18 protein-coding genes, 1 tRNA gene and 1 other RNA gene are annotated in these 18,428 nt (G+C 71.4%); 10 read left to right on the forward strand and 10 right to left on the reverse strand.

Annotated features, from left to right (window positions below):
- Positions 1–146 precede the first annotated feature (146 nt).
- The 3 genes from BS83_RS06595 to ffs form a co-directional block, all read right to left on the reverse strand.
- Positions 147–491, reverse strand: a complete 345-nt coding sequence (locus BS83_RS06595; protein ID WP_037601892.1) for a YbaB/EbfC family nucleoid-associated protein — start codon at positions 489–491, stop codon at positions 147–149.
- A 243-nt stretch (positions 492–734) separates the two neighbouring features.
- Positions 735–2,744 (reverse strand): DNA polymerase III subunit gamma and tau, encoded by a 2,010-nt coding sequence (locus tag BS83_RS06600; protein WP_157596976.1) that lies wholly within the window; start codon positions 2,742–2,744, stop codon positions 735–737.
- Between the two features lie 46 nt (positions 2,745–2,790).
- An RNA gene (gene ffs / locus BS83_RS42775) (signal recognition particle sRNA small type) lies at positions 2,791–2,887 on the reverse strand.
- Between the two features lie 120 nt (positions 2,888–3,007).
- Here ffs and BS83_RS06605 point away from each other — a divergent pair.
- The 4 genes from BS83_RS06605 to BS83_RS06620 all read left to right on the forward strand — a co-directional run bounded on the left by BS83_RS06605 (position 3,008) and on the right by BS83_RS06620 (position 4,316).
- A tRNA-Ser gene (locus tag BS83_RS06605) sits at positions 3,008–3,092 on the forward strand.
- 85 nt (positions 3,093–3,177) lie between these two features.
- Complete coding sequence (locus tag BS83_RS06610; RefSeq protein ID WP_051942713.1) at positions 3,178–3,741, forward strand: SMI1/KNR4 family protein; 564 nt, start codon at positions 3,178–3,180, stop codon at positions 3,739–3,741.
- 33 nt (positions 3,742–3,774) lie between these two features.
- Entirely contained in the window at positions 3,775–4,053 is a 279-nt protein-coding gene (locus tag BS83_RS06615; protein ID WP_037601894.1) for a type II toxin-antitoxin system Phd/YefM family antitoxin, read from the forward strand.
- On the forward strand, positions 4,050–4,316 hold the full coding sequence (locus tag BS83_RS06620) for a Txe/YoeB family addiction module toxin (RefSeq protein ID WP_037601897.1): 267 nt from the start codon (positions 4,050–4,052) through the stop codon (positions 4,314–4,316). Before BS83_RS06615 ends, BS83_RS06620 begins: the two co-directional genes overlap by 4 nt.
- Positions 4,317–4,820: 504 nt before the next feature.
- Here BS83_RS06620 and BS83_RS06625 read toward each other — a convergent pair.
- On the reverse strand, positions 4,821–5,441 hold the full coding sequence (locus BS83_RS06625) for a TetR/AcrR family transcriptional regulator (protein ID WP_037601899.1): 621 nt from the start codon (positions 5,439–5,441) through the stop codon (positions 4,821–4,823).
- Between the two features lie 114 nt (positions 5,442–5,555).
- Here BS83_RS06625 and BS83_RS06630 point away from each other — a divergent pair, with 114 nt between their 5' ends.
- From BS83_RS06630 to BS83_RS06640, 3 genes are read left to right on the forward strand one after another with little or no spacing between them, the layout of a single operon-like run.
- A complete protein-coding gene (locus BS83_RS06630; protein WP_051942714.1) occupies positions 5,556–7,013 on the forward strand; it encodes a purine-cytosine permease family protein in 1,458 nt (485 codons plus the stop codon).
- Positions 7,010–8,083, forward strand: coding sequence for a DUF917 domain-containing protein (locus BS83_RS06635; RefSeq protein ID WP_037601901.1), 1,074 nt, complete (start codon positions 7,010–7,012; stop codon positions 8,081–8,083). Before BS83_RS06630 ends, BS83_RS06635 begins: the two co-directional genes overlap by 4 nt.
- Positions 8,073–9,632: a hydantoinase/oxoprolinase N-terminal domain-containing protein gene (locus tag BS83_RS06640; protein ID WP_037601902.1), complete on the forward strand. Its 1,560-nt coding sequence runs from the start codon at positions 8,073–8,075 to the stop codon at positions 9,630–9,632. The genes BS83_RS06635 and BS83_RS06640 overlap by 11 nt, the downstream gene beginning before the upstream one ends.
- Positions 9,633–10,164: 532 nt before the next feature.
- Here BS83_RS06640 and BS83_RS06645 read toward each other — a convergent pair.
- The 4 genes from BS83_RS06645 to BS83_RS06660 all read right to left on the reverse strand — a co-directional run bounded on the left by BS83_RS06645 (position 10,165) and on the right by BS83_RS06660 (position 12,745).
- Complete coding sequence (locus BS83_RS06645; RefSeq protein WP_037601904.1) at positions 10,165–10,446, reverse strand: type II toxin-antitoxin system RelE family toxin; 282 nt, start codon at positions 10,444–10,446, stop codon at positions 10,165–10,167.
- Positions 10,447–10,651: 205 nt separating this feature from the next.
- Complete coding sequence (locus BS83_RS06650) at positions 10,652–11,359, reverse strand: hypothetical protein (protein WP_037601906.1); 708 nt, start codon at positions 11,357–11,359, stop codon at positions 10,652–10,654.
- Positions 11,360–11,453: 94 nt separating this feature from the next.
- Complete coding sequence (locus BS83_RS06655; protein WP_157596980.1) at positions 11,454–12,191, reverse strand: hypothetical protein; 738 nt, start codon at positions 12,189–12,191, stop codon at positions 11,454–11,456.
- 8 nt (positions 12,192–12,199) lie between these two features.
- Complete coding sequence (locus tag BS83_RS06660) at positions 12,200–12,745, reverse strand: RNA polymerase sigma factor (protein ID WP_037601908.1); 546 nt, start codon at positions 12,743–12,745, stop codon at positions 12,200–12,202.
- Between the two features lie 67 nt (positions 12,746–12,812).
- Between BS83_RS06660 and BS83_RS06665 the strand changes: the two genes are divergently transcribed.
- Positions 12,813–13,688: a serine/threonine-protein kinase gene (locus tag BS83_RS06665; protein ID WP_051942715.1), complete on the forward strand. Its 876-nt coding sequence runs from the start codon at positions 12,813–12,815 to the stop codon at positions 13,686–13,688.
- Positions 13,689–13,828: 140 nt separating this feature from the next.
- Here the strand turns inward: BS83_RS06665 and BS83_RS06670 are convergent, their stop codons facing one another.
- The gene (locus BS83_RS06670) at positions 13,829–14,560 is read right to left on the reverse strand and encodes an SDR family oxidoreductase (protein ID WP_037602936.1); all 732 of its coding nucleotides are present in this window, start codon (positions 14,558–14,560) and stop codon (positions 13,829–13,831) included.
- A gap of 95 nt (positions 14,561–14,655) precedes the next feature.
- Between BS83_RS06670 and BS83_RS06675 the strand changes: the two genes are divergently transcribed.
- Together BS83_RS06675 and BS83_RS06680 are read left to right on the forward strand one after the other, a co-directional pair.
- A complete protein-coding gene (locus BS83_RS06675; RefSeq protein WP_037601909.1) occupies positions 14,656–15,507 on the forward strand; it encodes a LysR family transcriptional regulator in 852 nt (283 codons plus the stop codon).
- A gap of 331 nt (positions 15,508–15,838) precedes the next feature.
- The gene (locus tag BS83_RS06680; protein ID WP_232248079.1) at positions 15,839–16,780 is read left to right on the forward strand and encodes an AraC-like ligand-binding domain-containing protein; all 942 of its coding nucleotides are present in this window, start codon (positions 15,839–15,841) and stop codon (positions 16,778–16,780) included.
- A gap of 219 nt (positions 16,781–16,999) precedes the next feature.
- On the opposite strand, the gene BS83_RS06685 is transcribed toward BS83_RS06680, so the two are convergent.
- On the reverse strand, positions 17,000–18,241 hold the full coding sequence (locus BS83_RS06685) for an MFS transporter (protein WP_198035155.1): 1,242 nt from the start codon (positions 18,239–18,241) through the stop codon (positions 17,000–17,002).
- Between the last annotated feature and the right edge of the window lie 187 nt (positions 18,242–18,428).

Here is an 18,428-nt window from a genome sequence, read left to right on the forward strand (position 1 = left end):
GTCGTTCTCGCCGCCCGCTCGGATGCTCTGCCGGCTGTGCCGGGTTTCTGCCTTTTCGGGGCCCATCATCCTCCGGTCGGGGTGCGCGTCACAGCTCTACGACACGACCACTTCCGGGTGCCCGGTGCACCCGCCGCGCGGTGGCGTCAGAAGGGCAGACCGGGGATGCCGCCACCGCCGCCCAGGCCCTGGGCCAGCGGGCCGAGCCGCTCGGCCGCCAGGCGCTGCGCGGCGGCCGTGGCGTCCCTCACGGCGGCGAGGACCAGATCGGCCAAGGTCTCCGTGTCCTCAGGGTCGACCGCCTTGGGGTCGATCACCAGGGCCTTGAGCTCACCCGCACCGCTGACCGTCGCCTTGACCAGGCCACCGCCGGCGGAGCCGTCGACGACGGCCGCGGCGAGCTCGGCCTGTGCCTGGGCGAGCTGCTGCTGCATCTGCTGTGCCTGCTGGAGCAGGGCCTGCATGTCGGGCTGGCCACCACCGGGGAACATGGGCGCTCCTGTCGTGCCTGTCGGTCGGACTCGGGGGAGCGGGACCGCTCCAGGGTGAGCCTACGTGGTCGGTGCGTCGGATCGGCGTCAGTCGCGGACGAAGCCGGTTGACCGGGCTCGCAGCCGTCTGCCGCCGGATGCCGCAGCCGCCCGTCGCCGCGTGCTGGACCCGATGCGACCGGACCTACCGGTCCCTGTCCTTGGTCATCTCCTCGATCACCGTGGCCCCGAGCTCGCGGATGATCAGATCGTGGCCCGAGACGGAGGCGATGTCCTGCTCGGGGATGTCCTCCTCCGGATCGAAGGGGGGCGGCGGCATGTCGTCGTCGTCCGGGCCCTCGTAGGCGGAGGGAGCGGGCGGCGGGGACGCCGGCTGCGCGGGCGGCGGCGTCTGGGCGGGGCGGGCGCCGGCGCAGGCGTCGGCTGGAACGCCGGCGGCGCGGCCGGGGCCTGGAACGGCGCGGGAGTCTGGGCGGGCGCGGCCTGCGGCCGCGCCGGCGCGGAGGACCGCCCGGCGGCGCCTCCGGCCGGGCCGATCAGGCACTCCACCTTCCAGGAGACCCCGAGCGCCTCCTGCAGCGCCTGCCGCAGGATCTCGTCGTGGCCGCCGTTGACGAAGCCGTCGCGCGTCCCCGCGTGCTCGAAACCGAGCTGCAGCGCGCCGTTGTCGAAGCCGGCGACCTGGGCCTGCTGCAGCAGCATCCAGGTGACCCGGCGGCGGCCCTTGACCGCGTCGAGGATCTGCGGCCACACCTGGCGCACCTGCGCCGCGCTCACTCCCCCCGCGCCTGCGCCGCCGGACTCGGCGGCGGCCGGCGCGGGAGCCTGCGGTTGGGCGGGCGTGGGTGTGGGGGCGGGCGCCGCCTGCGGCTCCGGCCGCGCCGGGGGCTGCTGGCCGAAGCTCGGCGCCACCGGCCACGCGCCGGGCGCTCGTCCGGTGGCCGCCGCCGACGCCACCGGGGCGGCCGGTGGCACCGCAGCGGCGGGCTGCACGGGCGTCGGCGCGGGCATCGCGGGCGCTGCGGCGATCGGCGTCGACTCCGGGGCCGGCGCGGCGGCGAACACCGGGGCGCCTCCCGCCACCGCGCCGCCGACCAGGCCGCGACGCTCCAGCTTCTCCAGTCGCGCCTGCAGCGAGGTCTCGTCGGAGAAGGCGGCGGGCAGCATGACCCGGGCGCAGATCAGCTCCAGCTGCAGACGGGGGGAGGTCGCGCCGCGCATCTCGGTGAGGCCGGTGTTGACGATGTCGGCCGCGCGGCTCAGCTCGGCGGCGCCGAAGCGCTGCGCCTGCTGGTCCATCAGCGCGACCCGGTCCGCCGGGGCGTCGATCAGGCCCTTCTCGCCCGCGTCGGGGACGGCGGCGAGGATCACCAGATCCCGCAGCCGCTCCAGCAGGTCGGCGACGAAGCGCCGCGGGTCGTGACCCCCCTCGATGACCCGGTCGACGATCCCGAAGACCGTCGAGCCGTCCTGGGTGGCGAAGGCATCGACGATCTCGTCAAGAAGGGTGGCGTCGGTGTAGCCGAGCAGGGCCGTGGCCATGGCGTACGTCACACCGCCGGCGTCGGCGCCGGCGAGCAGCTGGTCCATCACCGACATCGAGTCACGCACGGACCCCGCGCCCGCGCGGACGACCAGCGGATAGACGGAGTCCTCGACCTGGATGCTCTCGTGCCCGCAGACCTCGGCGAGGTAGTCGCGCAGGACGCCGGGCGGCACCAGCCGGAAGGGGTAGTGGTGCGTCCGCGAGCGGATCGTGCCGATGACCTTCTCGGGCTCGGTCGTGGCGAAGATGAACTTGAGATGCTCCGGCGGCTCCTCGACGACCTTGAGCAGGGCGTTGAAGCCGGCCGTCGAGACCATGTGGGCCTCGTCGATGATGTAGATCTTGTAGCGGCTGGAGGCGGGCGCGAAGAACGCCTTCTCCCGCAGGTCGCGCGTGTCGTCGACGCCACCGTGCGAGGCGGCGTCGATCTCGATCACATCGATGGACCCGGGGCCTCCGCGGGCCAGGTCCAGACAGGACCGGCACTCCCCGCAGGGTGTCGGCGTCGGGCCCTGCTCGCAGTTCAGGCAGCGGGCCAGGATGCGCGCACTCGTCGTCTTGCCGCAGCCGCGCGGCCCGCTGAACAGGTAGGCGTGATTGACCCGGTTGTTCCGCAGCGCCTGCTGCAGCGGCCCGGTGACGTGCTCCTGCCCGATGACCTCGGCGAAGGTCTCGGGGCGATAGCGGCGATAGAGAGCGAGCGACACGTCACCGACCCTAACGGTCCCCACCGACAATGCGGTGGCCTTACAACGCAAGGACCCCCCGTGCACCCGCCAGAGCTCACCTACCCTTGCTGCCTTCCGGCCCTGGGGGGGTTCAGCGAGATAGCGCCACACGAGGGGCTGACGCCCACACTACCGGATCCCGGCCCCACTTCTCACCGCCCCTCCCCCCGATCACCCGCCCGCCCCCGACCTGCGTCGACCGTGTGCACGAGCACCCCCAAACATCTAGTAAGCTCTCCCACGGAGGATTCGCCTAGTGGCCTAGGGCGCACGCTTGGAAAGCGTGTTGGGGACAACCCCTCACGAGTTCGAATCTCGTATCCTCCGCAGGTAGAAGGCCCGCACCGGGAAACCAGTGCGGGCCTTCTGCATTTTCGTCTGACTGTCAGTGGGCAGCGCTACGTTTCGGGGCATGGCAGACCAGGACGGGCGGCACGGCCAGTGGGCTGGAGCCGTAGAAGACTTTTCGGGACTCATCGCTCGGGTTCGGGAGCGGGCGCAGCGGGAGAGGGGCGGATTGCCGGCGCCGGTGGGTGCCCGCGAGGTCGCTACGGCCGAGCGTGAACTGGGTTTCGCGCTCCCGCCATTGCTGGCGCGGCTGTACCAGGAGGTGGCCAATGGCGGCTTCGGCCCCGAGTACTTCCTCTTTCCGCTGATCGGCGAGGGGCGGACGGCGGTCGCCGAGTACGGGCCCTGCGAATACTGGCCGCAGGGCCTGCTGCCGCTCCTGGACTGGGGTTGCGGCATGTCCGCAGCGGTGGACTGCCTGGATCCCGTTGCGCCGGTCCTGCTCTTCGAGCCGAATGCGGGCCCCGACGACTGGGCCGAGGCCTGGTTCACGGACTCGCCGTCCCTCGCACAGTGGTTGCAGTCCTGGCTCGACGGCACCGGATGGTGGGAGGAGGAGGTCATGCTGTCCGCCGACGCGCCCGAACCCCAGCCGTGGTCCGACGCCGCGAGGCGGCTCGCCCTCTAGCCCGAGCCAATAACGTACGTTATTCTGTACGCCATGAAGACGATGAGCGCGACTGAGCTCCGCAGTAACCTCGCCGCCGCCCTCGACTCTGTCGAGGACGACGCCGAAGAGCTCGTCATCACCCGGGCCGGCCATGAGCCGCTGGTCGTCGTCTCCCTGGCTGAGTACGCCTCGCTCCGCGAGACCGACTACCTGCTGCGTTCTCCCGCCAACGCCGATCACCTGCGCCAGTCCCTTCGGGACTACGAGGAAGGCCGGATGCAGAGCCGCGAACTGATCGACCCCGAGGACGCCGCCGAGCAGTCGGCATGAAGATCCAGTTCACTGACGGCGGCTGGGCCGACTACCTGTACTGGCAAGCGAACGACCGCCGGCTGCTCAGGCGCATCAACCAGTTGATTGAGGACATCCGCCGCAACGGCCAGCAAGGGATCGGCAAGCCCGAACCCTTGCGTCACGAACTCGCCGGGGCCTGGTCCCGTCGGATCGACCAGGAGCACCGCCTGGTTTACGTGCTCGACGAGCAGGCGGACACCGTGTGCGTCATCGCCTGCCGATACCACTACAGCAAGTAGCCCTGGCAGGCCTGCCGGTCTCAGTTCGGGTCTCGTTCATGCCCGTGCGCCAGGGTGCACTGGCCTCAGCGAGGCCCACTTCGCTGCAGGTCAGAACGGGTGCGCGCCGCACCGGACAGCGCCGAGGAGAATTGGAAAGCGTGTTGAGGGCAACCTCTCACGAGTTCGAACCTCGTATCCTCCGCACCCGCCCGCCTGGGCAGACGAGGACCCGGACGCATCGTGTCCGGGTCCTCGTCGTTTTCGGGGTTGCAGTTGCCCTGGCCCAGCGACACCTCATCGCCGGGCACGTCGGTGATTCCGGCCGAGGGCGTAGTTACCCCAGCTCTCTCACTCGGATCGGCTGCCGGTGCAACTGCGCAGTCAGAGCGGGAACCTGCTCGCCGGAACGGGGACGGACGGACAACGCGCACCTCGCGAATGGGTCGGCCTGCACCACCATCACGAGCCTGCCCACTGACCACGCTCGCCAGCCCGACCGACCGAACAAGATCACCGACAGAGTCAAGCTTGGATCGTCAGATCGCCTCTGCTAAGGCCGAGTTGATCTTCCAGCAGGTTGCGCACGGTGGCCGTGACGTCGATGCGCGGAGCGTTGATCTGCAGTGAGCTGTGGACGATGAGTCCGTCCAAGAGGGTGAGCAGTGTCCAGGCGACAGCTTCGGGGTCATGGGGCCGGAACGTGCCCTCCTGGATGCCGGCGGTGAGTATGCCTGAGACCAGGCGGTGGCCGTCCCCCATGCGCTGGTCGATCGCCTGGCGCAGGGCGGGGTTCTCGGCCGCGAGGCTCCAGGCGTCCAGCCAGAGCAGGCCCATCCGGTCGCTGTCTGGGCGGACCCAGCGTGCGAGCAGCAGTCGCAGCTGTCCGAGGGCGGTGCCGCCGGTCGAGCAGTCGCGCTCGGCATCCTGCCGGTCACGGGTGGCAAGCACGGAGAACGCCTCTGCGACGAGGTCGTTCACGGCGGGGAAGTAGTGGTTGACCAGCCCGTAGGTGATGTTCGCCTGGGTGGCGACCCGGCGCAGCGTCACATTGGCCAGGCCTTGGGCCCACGCGACTTCGGCGGCTCCGTCGATGATCTGGGCGCGGCGCTGGGCGGGTGCCATGCGGGCGGGGGCCTGGGGCATGGCGGCGACTGTAGCAAACCCGGACGGGTCGGCCATTGACAGTGTGAGCAGGTGCGGTGCACAGTCTCCCGCAAGTGTTGTTCGGGTGAACAACAACGGGACGAGGTGCTCGCCATGGAAAACACGCAGTCGCCGCCCGCGCACAGACCAGCGCAGCAAGCGGAACCGCACGACTTCCCCGGCCGGATCGAGGCACGGGGTATCGACTGGATCCCGCCGGCCGAGCGCCACGGGCACCCCCGCGAGTTGTTCTGGGTCTGGCTCGCCGCCAACATCACCTACCTCTACTTCGTGCTCGGCGGCACGATGATCCTTCTGGGCCTGTCGGTGTGGCAGTCCCTCGCGGTCGTCGTCGCCGGGAACCTCCTGTGGCTCGGGGTCGGCGCGCTGGCCGTCACCGGCCCGACCTCCGGCACGCCCGGCGTCGTCGTCAGCCGGTCGATGTTCGGCATTCGCGGCAATCGGGTGCTGAGCGCGGGGACGGGCTGGGCGATCGGCGTCGCCTACGAGGCGGTCAATCTCGCCCTCGGGTCACTGGCTGGCTTCGCCTTGGCCGACCAGCTGGGACTGTCGGTGGGCTGGCCGGTCAAGGCGGTCATCCTCGCTCTGATCGCTGCCGTCACCTTCACCGTCAGCGTCTACGGCCATGCCACCATCGTGCGGCTGAGTACCTGGTTCAGCGCCCTGCTCGGCCTGGTCATGGCTGTCGCAGGCGCCTTCGTGATCGCCCATGTCCGCACCGGCTACCGCCCCGTCCCGCCGCTGCACGGCACCCATCTGCTGAGCACCGCGCTGATCGGCTTTACGATCATCGCCTCGAACCCGCTGTCCTGGGGCACCGGCGCGGACTATGCGCGCTACCTCCCGGCCACGGTGTCCAAGCCGAGGGTGATGCTGTTCACCGCTGCCGGCGGTTTCGTGCCTGCGGTGGTGCTCGCCGGCCTCGGGGTGCTGGCCGGTACCCGGATCGACATGAACGACCCGCAGACCTCGATCGCACAGATCGTGCCGGGCTGGTTCTATCCCCTGTTCCTCGGCGTTGTCGTCATCGGATCGGTCACCAACAACATCCTCACCACCTACTCCTCCGGACTGTGCCTGCAGGCCCTGGGCATCCGCGCCAGCCGCTCGCGCACCGTCCTGATCGACGCCGCGGTCGGCGGGGGCGTCGCCGTCTACGCCTTGTTCGCCTCCCACTTCTTGGACACCCTCAACTCGATCCTGCAGTTCACCGTCGCGTTCCTCGGTCCCTCGATGGCGGTCTACATCACCGACATCATGCTGCGCCGCAACCGCTACGACGGCCTGGAACTGCACGACGAGACACCCGCCGGACGGCACTGGTACCGCCGTGGGGTCAATCCCGCGGGCGCCGCCGCGCTCATCGCCGGCACCGCCGTCGCGGCCCTGTGCGTCAACACCACCGCATGGACCGCCCCCGTCGCGCACGCACTTGACGGCGCCGACCTGTCCTCCATCACCGGCCCTGTCACAGCCTGCCTCGTCTACCTGGCGCTGTGGCGCTACCGCCACCCCCGCTCCCAGCAGCCCACCACCCAGGACCCCCGATGACCACCCTCACCGAAGCCGACCTCTCCGCCTACGCAGCAGGCTGCGCCCTGCTCAGCACCGGCGGCGGCGGAGCCGTCGACTCAGAAGTCCTGGGCGCTGCCAAGGTCCTGCGCGACCACGGACCCGTCACACTGATCGACGTCGACGCCCTCGGCCCCGACGACCTGGTGCTGCCTCTGTCCGCTATCGGCGCCCCCACCGTCGCCGACGAGATGCTCTTCTCCGGCCGAGAAGCCCAGTTGGTCCGCGACGAGGTCGAGCGCCAGACCGGCCGTCGCGTCGCCGCCGTCATGGCCACCGAGATCGGCGGCGCCAACGGCGTCGCCCCCGTCGGCTGGGCCGCCGCCCTCGGCCTGCCCCTGCTGGACGCCGACGGCATGGGCCGGGCCTTCCCCGAACTGCCCATGGTCTCCATGAACGTCGCCGGCATCCCCACCGACCTCGTCGTCCTGGCCGACGTCCAAGGCAACGTCGCCACCCTGCGCCCCACCGGCAGCGACTGGTCCGAGCACTGGTCGCGCGCCCTGTGCGTCGCCTCCGGCAGCTCGGCCGTCATGGCCGACTACCTGATGACCGGTGACCAGGCCCGCACCGCCGTCATCCGCGGCACCCTCACCCGCGCCTTGCACCTGGGCCGCCTCCTCCACGGCGGTGACCCCCTCGCCGCGGTCATGGCCGACCTCGGCGCCATGGTCCTGGCCGAAGGCAAGATCACCCAAGTGCGTCGCGACACCCTGGAGGGCTTCACCCGCGGGCACGTCACCATCACTGGCACCGGAACGTTCCACGGCCGGACCGCCATCGTCGACCTGCTCAACGAGAACCTCGCCGTCCGCGAAGACGGACACATCCGCGCCAGCATCCCCGACCTCATCACCCTGCTCGACACCCACACCGCCACCCCACTGACCACCGACACCCTTCGCTACGGCCAACGCGTGACCTGCCTCGCCTGGCCCTGCGACCCTTTGTGGCGAACCCCCAAGGGCCTGGCCACCGCGGGCCCGGCCGCCTTCGGCTACACCTTCGCCTACCACCCCGTCGAGGAGCACCACACCCATGCAGCCTGACCTGCGCATCGGCATCGACGTCGGCGGTACCAACACCGACGCCGCCGTCCTCGACGCCCACCACCGCATCGTCGCCCGCACCAAGACCCCCACCACCCCCGACGTCACCACCGGCATCCGCAACGCCCTCAGCGACGTCACCGCCCAACTCGGCCCCGACGCCGAACGTGTGCGACATGTCATGCTCGGCACCACCCACGCGACCAACGCCGTAGTCGAACGCCACGACCTCGCCCGCACGGGCGTCGTCCGTATCGGCTCACCCGCGGGCGACAGCCTCCCTCCGACCGAGGGCTGGCCCGACGACCTGCGCGACGCCCTTCTGCTGGACACCTGCCTCATCGCCGGCGGCAACTACATCGACGGGCGTCCGCTGCGGCCGCTCGACCACGACGCGCTGGACCGCTTCCTGCACCGGATCGCCCCCCACGTCCAGGCCTTGGCCATCACCAGCGTCTTCGCCCCCTCGTTCCCCGAACACGAGACCGAAGCCGCGGCCAGGGCGCGCGCCATTCTCGGACACGCCGTCCCGATCTCGCTCAGTCACCAGATCGGCGCCCTCGGCCTACTCGAGCGGGAAAACGCCACCATCCTCAACGCGGCCCTCCACCACGTCGCCTCCCGCGTCACCGACGCCCTGACCACCGCCACCGGCGAACTCGGCCTGAACGCCCAGATCCACTTCGTTCAGAACGACGGCACCCTGATGGACACCGCCCGCGCAGCCCGCTTCCCTGTCCTGACCATAGGTTCCGGGCCCGCCAACTCCGTCCGCGGCGCCGCTGTCCTCAGCGGCATCACCGACGGCATCGTCGCCGATGTCGGCGGCACCACCACCGACCTCTCCGTACTCGTCGGCGGATACCCCCGACAGAGCACCACCGGAGTCACCATCGGCGGCATCCGCCTCAACTCACCCATGCCTGACACCCTCTCCATCCCCATCGGCGGCGGCACCCGAATCCACTCCACCGGACGAGGCGTTCGCCTCGGCCCCGACTCCCTGGCCCATCGCATCAACCCCCAGGCCCTCGCCTTCGGCGGCACCACCCTTACCCTCAGCGACGCCGCCGTCCACGGAGCACGCCTCAGCCTGGGCACCCACACCCCGGCCCCAGACCACGCACCTCTGCTCGAAGCAGCCCTCGCCGCCATGGACGAGCAGATCCAACTCGCCATCGAGAACATGATCACCAGCAGCACCTGCCAGCCCCTCGTCCTCGTCGGTGGAGCCGCCCCCCTGATCGCCCGCGCCATAGACGGCGTGTCCCAGGTTCACACTCCGCCGCACTCCGACATCGCCTGCGCCGTCGGAGCCGCCTCCGCCCACATCGGTGCGAGCACCGAACACGTCCTGCCCTCCGACGACCAACTTCAGGACGCCATCGACGCCCTCTGCGACCAAGTCCGTCTCCAGGCCATCGAAGCCGGCGCCGACCCCGACGCCACCGTCATCACCCACCTCGCTCAAACCCCGATGGCCTACCTGACCAACCCCAGCGTCCGCCTCCAGATCCGTGCAGCCGGCCCGCTCACAGCAGTTGCATAGCTCATCCAGGACAGACCAAGCCGGGCGGCACACGCGACTGGACCACGACTCTTAGCGGGCGCGCCGCCCCGCCCGAGAGGGCGCCAGGTACACCCCAAAATCCCTGGAGGAGGCCGCCGAAGAGGTTGTTCTCGCCGGTCGTGATCGAGAGATGGGCATGCGCTGACCGACCTGAGGGAGGGTTGCAGTTCGGGTTGCATTCAGCTCCGTACGAGGGGGTTCAAGCGCCCCCGCGTCAACCACCGCGCCGCAGGTCAGGACGCTGGCGAACCCGCCCGGACCCCCGGACGAACAGTTGGAAAGCGTGTTGGGGGCAACCCCTCACGAGTTCGAATCTCGTATCCTCCGCACCCGCCCATCAGGGCAGACGAGGACCCGGACGCTACTGCGTCCGGGTCCTCGTCGTTTCCGGGGTTGCAGCTGCCTGGATGTCAACTGCAAGCCTTCGCGCCTCCGAACGCGATGCCGGAGGGGACGAGGGCCTCGACCGTTCTTCGGTCGGGGCCCTCGCCGTATCGAAACCACGCCTGGGTCAAGGGTTCTGGCGGTAGATGCCGCCTCGGTCGGCCACGGCCACGACCCAGATGATCAGCTGACCGTTCTCGATGGTGTAGATCACCCGGTAGTCGCCCACCCTGAGCCGCCATCGGTCCGCTTGCCCCTGCAACGCCTTGACGTCGAGCATGCCCGTGTTGCCGGCATCCATCGCCTTCTGCCATTCGGAGAGGCGGCGCAGGATGCGCAAGGTGTCGGAACGGTCGATCTTCAGCAGTTCACGCTGCGCGTGCGGGGTGAAGCGCATGACGTAGCCCATCGGACATCAGCCCTCCTGGCCACGAAGGAGAGCCGCCATTTCCTCCAGTGAGACGGACCCCTGGACGCCTTCGTCGTGTTCCGGGTGGCTTCGTGGAACGTGGCGTCGGGCGCGGTGGGCACCTCCTCCACCCCCGTGAGGAGGTGCCGGCTCCCGCCCCGGCGGCCTCGACACACCGCGGCGGAGGCCGCGGTGTGTCGAGGGGTCATCCGGCCAGTCGGTGGATCGCGGCGGTGACGAGGCCCTTGAGGGAGGCCGGGTCGTGGCTGGGGGCTCCGGTCAGCTCGACGATGGCGGAGCGGTGGCCGCTGCGGATGACGGCGACGCCGCCGGACAGCACGCCGTCGCCGCTGTAGGCCGGGTACCAGTGGCCCTCGCCGCCGGTGACGGCGAGCGCCTGCGGGGCGCCGTAGTGCCAGTGGCCGGCCGGCTCCTTCCGGCAGCTGCCGACCAGTGCGTTGAGCTGCTTCTCGAGCGAGGTCGCCGAGGCGACGGTGGAGCTGTCCGCGGCGGACTCGGTCAGCAGGCCGGCGCGGGTGTCGAAGGACCAGCTGACGTCGGCGTAGCCGACCGCCTTGCCCTTGGTCAGCACCCGCATGGTCTCCTCGCCCGAGCACGCCGAGAGGGCCTGCTTCCCGGCCAGGCCGATCGTCGCGGCGGCCGGAGCCAGGCCCTGCTGGAAGAAGTCGCCGCTCTGGAGCAGGTTCTGCGAGCCGAGGCCGGGTGCGGCGAGCGCGGGTGCGGCCGCCGGCGCCGAGTAGGCCGAGCGGTGCGCGGCGTGCGCGGCTCCGTCGGCGGTCGCGGGCTGGACGGAGACGCCCACCGCGACCAGGGCGGCGGCGACGCAGGACACGGCTGCCGCGACACGGCCGCGACGGGCGAACTTCTTGCGGGTCGTCTGGTTCTCGGACATCTCATCCCCCTGGTGGTCGGGACGCGCTCTGCGTCCTCGTACAACCGGGGAGATGTCGGCCCGGAGGGAGAAGTTGGACCGGTCGGCCGCTGTTTCAGAGCTGTGACACGGCGGTGCGGACCAGCGTCGTCATCGCCTCCGTGCCCAGGCAGGCGTCGACCTCCAGGACGGCGTAGTGCGAGCCGCTGCGCAGGAAGGAGACGCCGCCGCACGGCTCCCGGCCCGGCGGCGCGGTCCCGGTGGTGTTCCTGGCCCCTTCGTAAAGGCCCATCCAGCTCGCGCTGACGCCCGGCGCGAGAGCGAGGGTGTGCGTGGGCCCGTAGACCCAGTGGCCGGGCGGCTCGTTCTGGCAGGGCAACTCCTCCAGCACCAGGCGTTCGGCGAAGTTCTGTGCCAGCGCCGGAGTTCCGGCGTCGGCGGCGACCTCCCTGGCGATCTGCGCGTGCTGGTCGACGGCGATGGTGGCGTCGTCGGCCGAGGCGGCGGCGGACGTCATCAGGCCGCGAAAGTGCGCGACCGGCCCGCCGAGGGCCTGGCTGAGGGTCTTCTCCCCGGCGCAGTCCCCGTTGGCGTAGTGCCCGTCGCCGACCCGGTCCCGGACGTAGAGGTGGCCGGTGACGCCGACACCCGCGAGGGTCTTCGCGGACAGCAGGTTCCGCTCTGTCACCGGTCCGGTGGCGGCTTTCGGGCCGGTCACGCTGCGGCTGGGAGCCGCTGCCGATGCGGCCGATGCCGCAGGGGACGGAGACCGGGCGGGCAGGACGAAGCGGCCGCTCAGCACGCCGAGCACGGCGGCTGCGACAAGGACGGCGACGACGGCCCGTGCTCGCACCCGAGCCTTCAGACGCTGTCGGTGAGGCGGTCGCGCATGAAGCGGCGAGCCTGGTGGATACGGTCCTTGACGGTGCCGAGCGGCGTGTCCAGGGTCTCCGCGATCTGCAGGTAGGTCAGGTCCCCGAGATCCCGCAGCACGAAGGACTCCGCCAGCGCCGGATGCTGCCGCTCCAGGACGGTGAGGGCTTCCATCAGGTCGATCCGGGTGCCCGCGATGACGCTGGTCGTCCGGGGGTCCACGTCCTCGGGGAGGACCGCGTGGCTGTCCTCCGCACGGCGGCGCATCGAACGGTAGGTGGACCTGGCGGCGTTGGACGCGATCACCGTCACCCAGCCGAGGAACGAGCCGCGCCCGCCGTACTCGTGCAGATGCCGGCTGACGGACAGCAGGGCGTCCTGGGCGGCCTCCTCCGCGTCGGCGTGGTGGGGCAGGAACTTGGCGCAGCGCCGCATGACCAACGGCCGCAGCTTGAGCAGCAGGTGTTCCAGTGACGCCTGGTCACCCGCCTGGGCAGCAGCCACCAACTGCGTCAGCTCGCTCTCGTCGAGCACCTGTCGCCCCCGTTCCGCTCCGTTCGGGAGTTCCGCGTCCCCCGTGACTCCGGCAGAATGCTGCCACATGCAGAAGCTGGGCCGTTATCTCCTGGTGGACCGGCTGGGAGCCGGCTCCTTCGCGACCGTGTGGCGGGCGTACGACCCCGAGCTGGACACGGACGTCGCGGTCAAGGTGCTGGCTGACAACTGGGCGTCGAACGCCGACGTCAGGGAGCGGTTCCTGGCCGAGGCGCGACTGCTGCGCCGGATCGCCAGCCCTCGGGTGGTGCGGGTGCACGACGTCGGGGTCCACGAGGACCGGCCCTATTTCGTCATGGACTACGTCCGCGGCGGCACGCTGGCCGAGCGGATCGGGCAGTGCCCGCCGGAGGAGGCGCTGCGGCTGGCCGCCGAGGCCGGGTACGCGGTGCACGTGCTGCACACCGAGGGCGTGGTCCACCGGGACGTCAAGCCGTCGAACCTGCTGATCGACGACGAGCAGACGCCTGCGGGCGTGCTGGTGGCGGACCTCGGCAGCGCGAAGCAGTTGGCCGACGCGTCGGGGCTGACCGTGACCACGGGCACCCCCGCCTACATGGCGCCCGAACAGGCCTTCCAGACAGGAGGGTTCGACGGCCGTGCCGACGTCTACGCCCTGGGCGTGCTGACCTTCGAGCTGCTGACCGGACAGAAGCCCTTCGGTCCCGGAGGACGCACCACCTGGCTCACCGGCGGCGCGCCGGCGCCCGCGCCGTCGTTGCCTCCCGGCGGACCACAACTTCCCGACGGCGTCGAGGAACTGCTCGGCACGGCGATGGCGGTGGACCCGGAGCAGCGCCCGCCCACGGCTCGGGCCTTCGCGGACGCGCTGCTCGCACCGGGGGCCGGGACCGGGAAGCGGGCCGGACGGCCGGGCCGGGCCGGCTCGCGGTCGGTTCCGCGGCGGCGCTGGTCTTCCTGACGACCATGATGCTGACCTGGCTGCTGCGCTGAGTCGGAGCCCACGCCCTGAGCAGGGCGGAGGTGGCCCGCCCGCTGCCGGGCGGCGGAGTTGCCGGGCAGTGGGCGGGCGGCGGCCGCACCAGGTGGGTGCGCCGCGCGTCACCAGGGCACGGGGCCGGCGTCGTCGAAGAACTGGCCGGTCGGGCCGTCGTCGGGCAGGGTTGCGAGTTTGACGGCGATCGCCGCGCCCTGTTCGGGGGTACGCACGCCGCGGAAGCCGTTGAGGTCGGTCGCGACGTAGCCGGGGCAGCCGACGTTGATCAGGATGTTCGTGCCGCTCAGCTCCCGGGCGTACTGGAGCGTGACGGCGTTCAGGAAGGTCTTCGACGGCGCGTACACCACGGCCACGGGACCTGCCGTCTGCTCCGCGTCAGGTCCTGACTGCCGGGTGAGGGAGCCGACGCTGCTGGACATGTTCACGATCCGGGGGGAGGCGGAGCGCCGCAGCAGCGGCAGCATCGCGTTGGTGACGCGGATGACGCCGATCACGTTGGTCTCCACGACCGTTCGGACGGTGGCGGGGTCGACGCCGGTGGGCTCCTGCGGCATGACGCCCGCGATGGCGGCGTTGTTGACGAGCACGTCGAGGCGCCCGGCCTGCGCCTCGATCAGTCGGGCGGCGGCGGCGACGCCTGCCTCGTCGGTGACGTCCAGCGGTACGCCGAAGGCGTCGACGCCGGCCGCGCGCAGGCGCTCCACCGCGGCCTCGCGGCGCAGATCGTCGCGAGCGCCGACGCCGACGCTCCAGCCGAGGGCGCCCAGACCCTCGGCGATCTTGTAGCCAATTCCCTTGTTGGCGCCGGTGACCAGCGCAATCGTTCGCTCAGGCATGCTGACCATGCTGCCCTCGGACGCCAGGGGGCGTCCAAGACCGATCGGGTGGGCATCGATACCGACAGGGTATGGATCCGGAGTAGCGTGGCGGGATGGAGACCAGGGAGCTGCGCTACTTCGTCGCCGTCGCCGAGGAGCTGCACTTCGGGCGGGCGGCGCAGCGGCTCGGGATCGCGCAGCCGCCGCTGTCACGGGCGATCCAGCAGCTCGAACGCCGCCTCGGGACGGCGCTGCTGGACCGGACCAGCCGCATCGTCACGCTGACCGAGGCCGGCTCGGTGCTGCTGGTCGAGGGCCGGGCGGCCCTCGACGCGGTCGACGCCGCCGAGCGCCGGACCCGCCGCGCCGCCCTGTCCGCGACCGGCCGTCCCGGCCTGGTCCTGGTCACCAAGGCCAGCGCGTCCAGCGAACTACTGGCGAGACTGCTCGACGCGTACGCCGCCGAACCCTTCGCCGTCTCCGTCGACGTCATCTTGTCCGGCCCGGCCGAGCAGGAGCGGATGCTGCGGGAGGGCCGGGCCGACGTGGCGCTGCTGCACCGGCCGTTCGACTCGACGGCCGGGCTCCACACCGAGGAGCTCAGCACGGAGGGCCAGGTCGCGGTGCTGCCCGCCGGACATCCGCTGACCGCCCGGTCCCACGTGCACATGGCCGACATCACCGCGCTGCCGGGCCTGCCGCTGCCACGCTGGCCCAACCCCGACGGCACCTACCCGCCCGGTTCAGGCCCGCAGGTCCGCGACCACGCGCAGTTGCTGCAGCTCGTGGCACTCGGCCGGGCTTGCGCGGTCTCGCCTGAGTCGAGCCGACCCCACCTGCACGCCGGCCTCGCCGCCGTGCCCGTGCTGGACGCGCCGCAGGTCACCACCGTGATCGCCTGGCCACCGCACAGCCGGTCCAGAGCCGTCGCCGACCTGGTCCGGACCGCCACGCGTCTCCAGTAGATCCACCCTGCCCGGCCGGCCTGCCCGCGGGGCCGACCGGAGAGTCGGCGTGCCTGGTGCGCTCCGGGGGAGTCGGTGGCGGGTCCTACCCTCCTGCCCATGGACGAGCAACTGTGGTGGGGTGTGAGCGTCGTGAGTCGTTCCTTGCGGTCCCGAAGCAGCCCTCCGTCGTGACGACGTCGCTCGCCGAGCCCTGTGGTCCGGATGGGAAGGTATGACCGATCGGCGAGGGAATGTGTGGAGAGGGGAGCGCGGCGTGGCCGCAGGGGTGGAGGACGGGGCCGGGGGCGGGGGTGTGTCGGGGAAGGAACGATTCGACCGCTGGCGGGAAATGATCGGCCGTAGCCGCGCCGGCGAGGTGATCAGCGAGCACACCGACGACTTCTCGGCGGACATGCGGCGCCTGGAGCTCGGGCCGGTCACTCTCCTGCGCACGTCGTTCCCGCCGACACTGTTCCGGCGGACCGCGAGCATGGTGCGACGGTCGGATCCGGAGGTGTACAGCCTGACGCTCCTGCTGGACGGAGGCATGGCGCTGACGCGTGGCTCCGATCCGACCACGACCTTCGGTCCGGGGGAGCTGCATCTGGCCCACAGCTCGCAACCGTTCGACCTGCGCGCGTTCGGCTCGGGCTCCACCGATCCGGGGCGGAGCCGGATCGACGCCGTGGGCATCGACTTCCCCGCGTCGTTGTTGCCGCTGCCGCCGCAGCGGCTGCGCAACGTGCTGGGGCGCGGGTTCTCGGGGCGGGAAGGCACCAGCGCGCTCCTCTCGGACTTCGTCGTCGGCCTGGACCGGCACGCCGCCGCCCTCGGACCCGCCGAGGCGCCCAGGTTGGGGACCGTCGTGGTCGACCTGGTCGCGGCCTGGCTGGCCAGGGAGCTGGAGGCCGAGGCCGAAGTGCCGGAGGACGTACGGCGGAGCGCCCTGATGGCGAGCATCCGGTCGTTCGTCCGGCAGAACCTGCAGGATCCCGAACTGACGCCGGCCGTGATCGCCGCCGAGCACCACATCTCCGTCAGCTATCTGCATCGGGTCTTCACCCGGCAGTCGCGAGGTGAGACCGTCGCCGCCTCGATCCGCGGCCAACGGCTGGAGCAGGCACGCCGCGACCTCGGTGATCCCGCGTTGTCCGCGATGCCGATCCACGCCGTCGCGACCCGGTGGGGCATTCCCCGCGCCTCCGACTTCAGCCGCGCCTTCCAGGCCGCCTACGGCCTCTCACCCCGCGAGCACCGGCACCGGGCGCTGTCCGGGAGCGCGAGCCGGTAGACGCAATGCCAAGGAATCGTCGACGCAGTGCCAACACCGCAGCGCGGCGCCCTGGAATGCTCGGTCGGGAGCGGGAAGGTGGACCGCCGGGATGCTGTCTTCCTGCTCCTCTCCGACAGCTGCGCCGAAGGTCGGAACGCCGCACAGGCGGGCGGCCCGGCACTCCACGGGGGAGGTGCCGGGCGCCGACGGGCCACGACCGGGCATCGGGCCGTCCGGTCAGGTGGTCGGCGCGGTCCGGTGGCCGGCGGGGGACAGGGTCAGCCAGAGGCCGGTGCAGGCCAGGGCGGTGGTGGCCAGCCAGAGGGTGGGGCGGAGGCCGATCCAGGTGCCGAGGACGCCGCCGAGGAGCGCGCCCAGGGGCATCGTGCTCCAGACGATCCAGCGCAGTGCGGCGTTGACCCGGCCGAGCAGCTCCGGCGGGCACGCGGCCTGACGGTAGGCCATCTGCGCGGCCTGGTAGACCGAGCCGCCGGCGTTGAAGACGGCCCAGCCGAGCGAGTAGAGGATCAGGCCCCAGCCGGGCGCGGCCAGCGGCATGAGCAGCGCGAAGGGCGTGCAGACGACCAGGGGCACCCACATGGCCCGGACGGGCCCGAGCCGCTGGGCGACGGGCTTGGCCAGGGTGCTGCCGACGACCCCGCCGACGATGCCTGCGCCGAGGACGAGACCGACCTGGGTCGGGGAGGCGTGGAGCTGCCGGATCAGGTACACGACCTCCAGCGAGATGACGGCGAGGATCCCGAGGTTGGCGGTCGCCGTGGTCGCCGCGACGGCGCGCAGGACCGGGTCGCGCCTGACGTGGCCCATGCCCTCGCGCATCGCGGCGCGGAAGGTGACGCGGGGTCCGTTCGGGCGTGTCGCCGCGGGTTCGGGGGTGCGGATCGCCAGCAGTGTGGCGGCGCTCACGGCGTAGGACACCGCGTCGGCGGCGACGGCCTTGGCCGCGCCGAACGCTCCGGCCAGCAGGGCGCCGAGAGCCGGGCCCGCGGTGTCGGAGCCGGTCTCGGTCAGCCGCAGTTTCCCGTTGGCGTCCACCAGCTGTGCCTGGCCGACCAGCGAGGGCAGCACGCTCTGGTCGGCGATGTCGAAGACGCTGCGGACCGCGCCGATGACCGCCGTGACCGTGTAGAGCTGCCACAGCGGCACCCGGCCGCCTGCCCAGGCCACGACGGGCACCGTCGCGATCGCCAGCAGGCTCAGGAGGTCGCAGGCGATCATCAGCGGTCGGCGGCAGGTCCGGTCGACGAGCACGCCGGCGGGCAGGGCGACCACTACCGCGGGCAGCCGCCGGGTCAGTCCCAGCACGGCGACCTGCAGCGTGGTGGCGCGCAGCCCCTGAACGGCGATCAGGGGGATCAGCAGGGTGGAGAGGGCGCTGCCCAGGTCGCTGGTGGCTCCCCCCGCCCACAGCAGCAGGAAGTCGCGGTGGCGCCACAGCGAACCGGGGGCCGTCGACACCGCTCCCGATTTTGGCATGGTCTGTTCAGGCACCATGTATGACTACACCGTCGCACATGTCCGGGCCAACCGCGGGGCGATCGCCTTTCTTGAAACATCAATGATCCGTGGGGAGAATCTGACCTCTGACCACCCCTTACCCCGCGACCCCAATCGGCGGCGGGGTGTCCGCTTGGGGTCTGGCACC

It is taken from the genome of Streptacidiphilus rugosus AM-16, assembly GCF_000744655.1.
Lineage (GTDB): Bacteria > Actinomycetota > Actinomycetes > Streptomycetales > Streptomycetaceae > Streptacidiphilus > Streptacidiphilus rugosus.

Coding starts and splice junctions, on each gene's coding strand:
- BS83_RS06675 (WP_037601909.1), top strand. CDS start 14,656: ATGGAGACCAGGGAGCTGCGCTACTTCGTCGCCGTCGCCGAGGAGCTG.
- BS83_RS06645 (WP_037601904.1), bottom strand. CDS start 10,446: ATGGGCTACGTCATGCGCTTCACCCCGCACGCGCAGCGTGAACTGCTG.
- BS83_RS06625 (WP_037601899.1), bottom strand. CDS start 5,441: ATGCCCCAGGCCCCCGCCCGCATGGCACCCGCCCAGCGCCGCGCCCAG.
- BS83_RS06620 (WP_037601897.1), top strand. CDS start 4,050: ATGAAGATCCAGTTCACTGACGGCGGCTGGGCCGACTACCTGTACTGG.
- BS83_RS06630 (WP_051942714.1), top strand. CDS start 5,556: ATGGAAAACACGCAGTCGCCGCCCGCGCACAGACCAGCGCAGCAAGCG.
- BS83_RS06670 (WP_037602936.1), bottom strand. CDS start 14,560: ATGCCTGAGCGAACGATTGCGCTGGTCACCGGCGCCAACAAGGGAATT.
- BS83_RS06640 (WP_037601902.1), top strand. CDS start 8,073: ATGCAGCCTGACCTGCGCATCGGCATCGACGTCGGCGGTACCAACACC.
- BS83_RS06635 (WP_037601901.1), top strand. CDS start 7,010: ATGACCACCCTCACCGAAGCCGACCTCTCCGCCTACGCAGCAGGCTGC.
- BS83_RS06615 (WP_037601894.1), top strand. CDS start 3,775: ATGAAGACGATGAGCGCGACTGAGCTCCGCAGTAACCTCGCCGCCGCC.
- BS83_RS06665 (WP_051942715.1), top strand. CDS start 12,813: ATGCAGAAGCTGGGCCGTTATCTCCTGGTGGACCGGCTGGGAGCCGGC.
- BS83_RS06650 (WP_037601906.1), bottom strand. CDS start 11,359: ATGTCCGAGAACCAGACGACCCGCAAGAAGTTCGCCCGTCGCGGCCGT.
- BS83_RS06595 (WP_037601892.1), bottom strand. CDS start 491: ATGTTCCCCGGTGGTGGCCAGCCCGACATGCAGGCCCTGCTCCAGCAG.
- BS83_RS06680 (WP_232248079.1), top strand. CDS start 15,839: ATGATCGGCCGTAGCCGCGCCGGCGAGGTGATCAGCGAGCACACCGAC.
- BS83_RS06610 (WP_051942713.1), top strand. CDS start 3,178: ATGGCAGACCAGGACGGGCGGCACGGCCAGTGGGCTGGAGCCGTAGAA.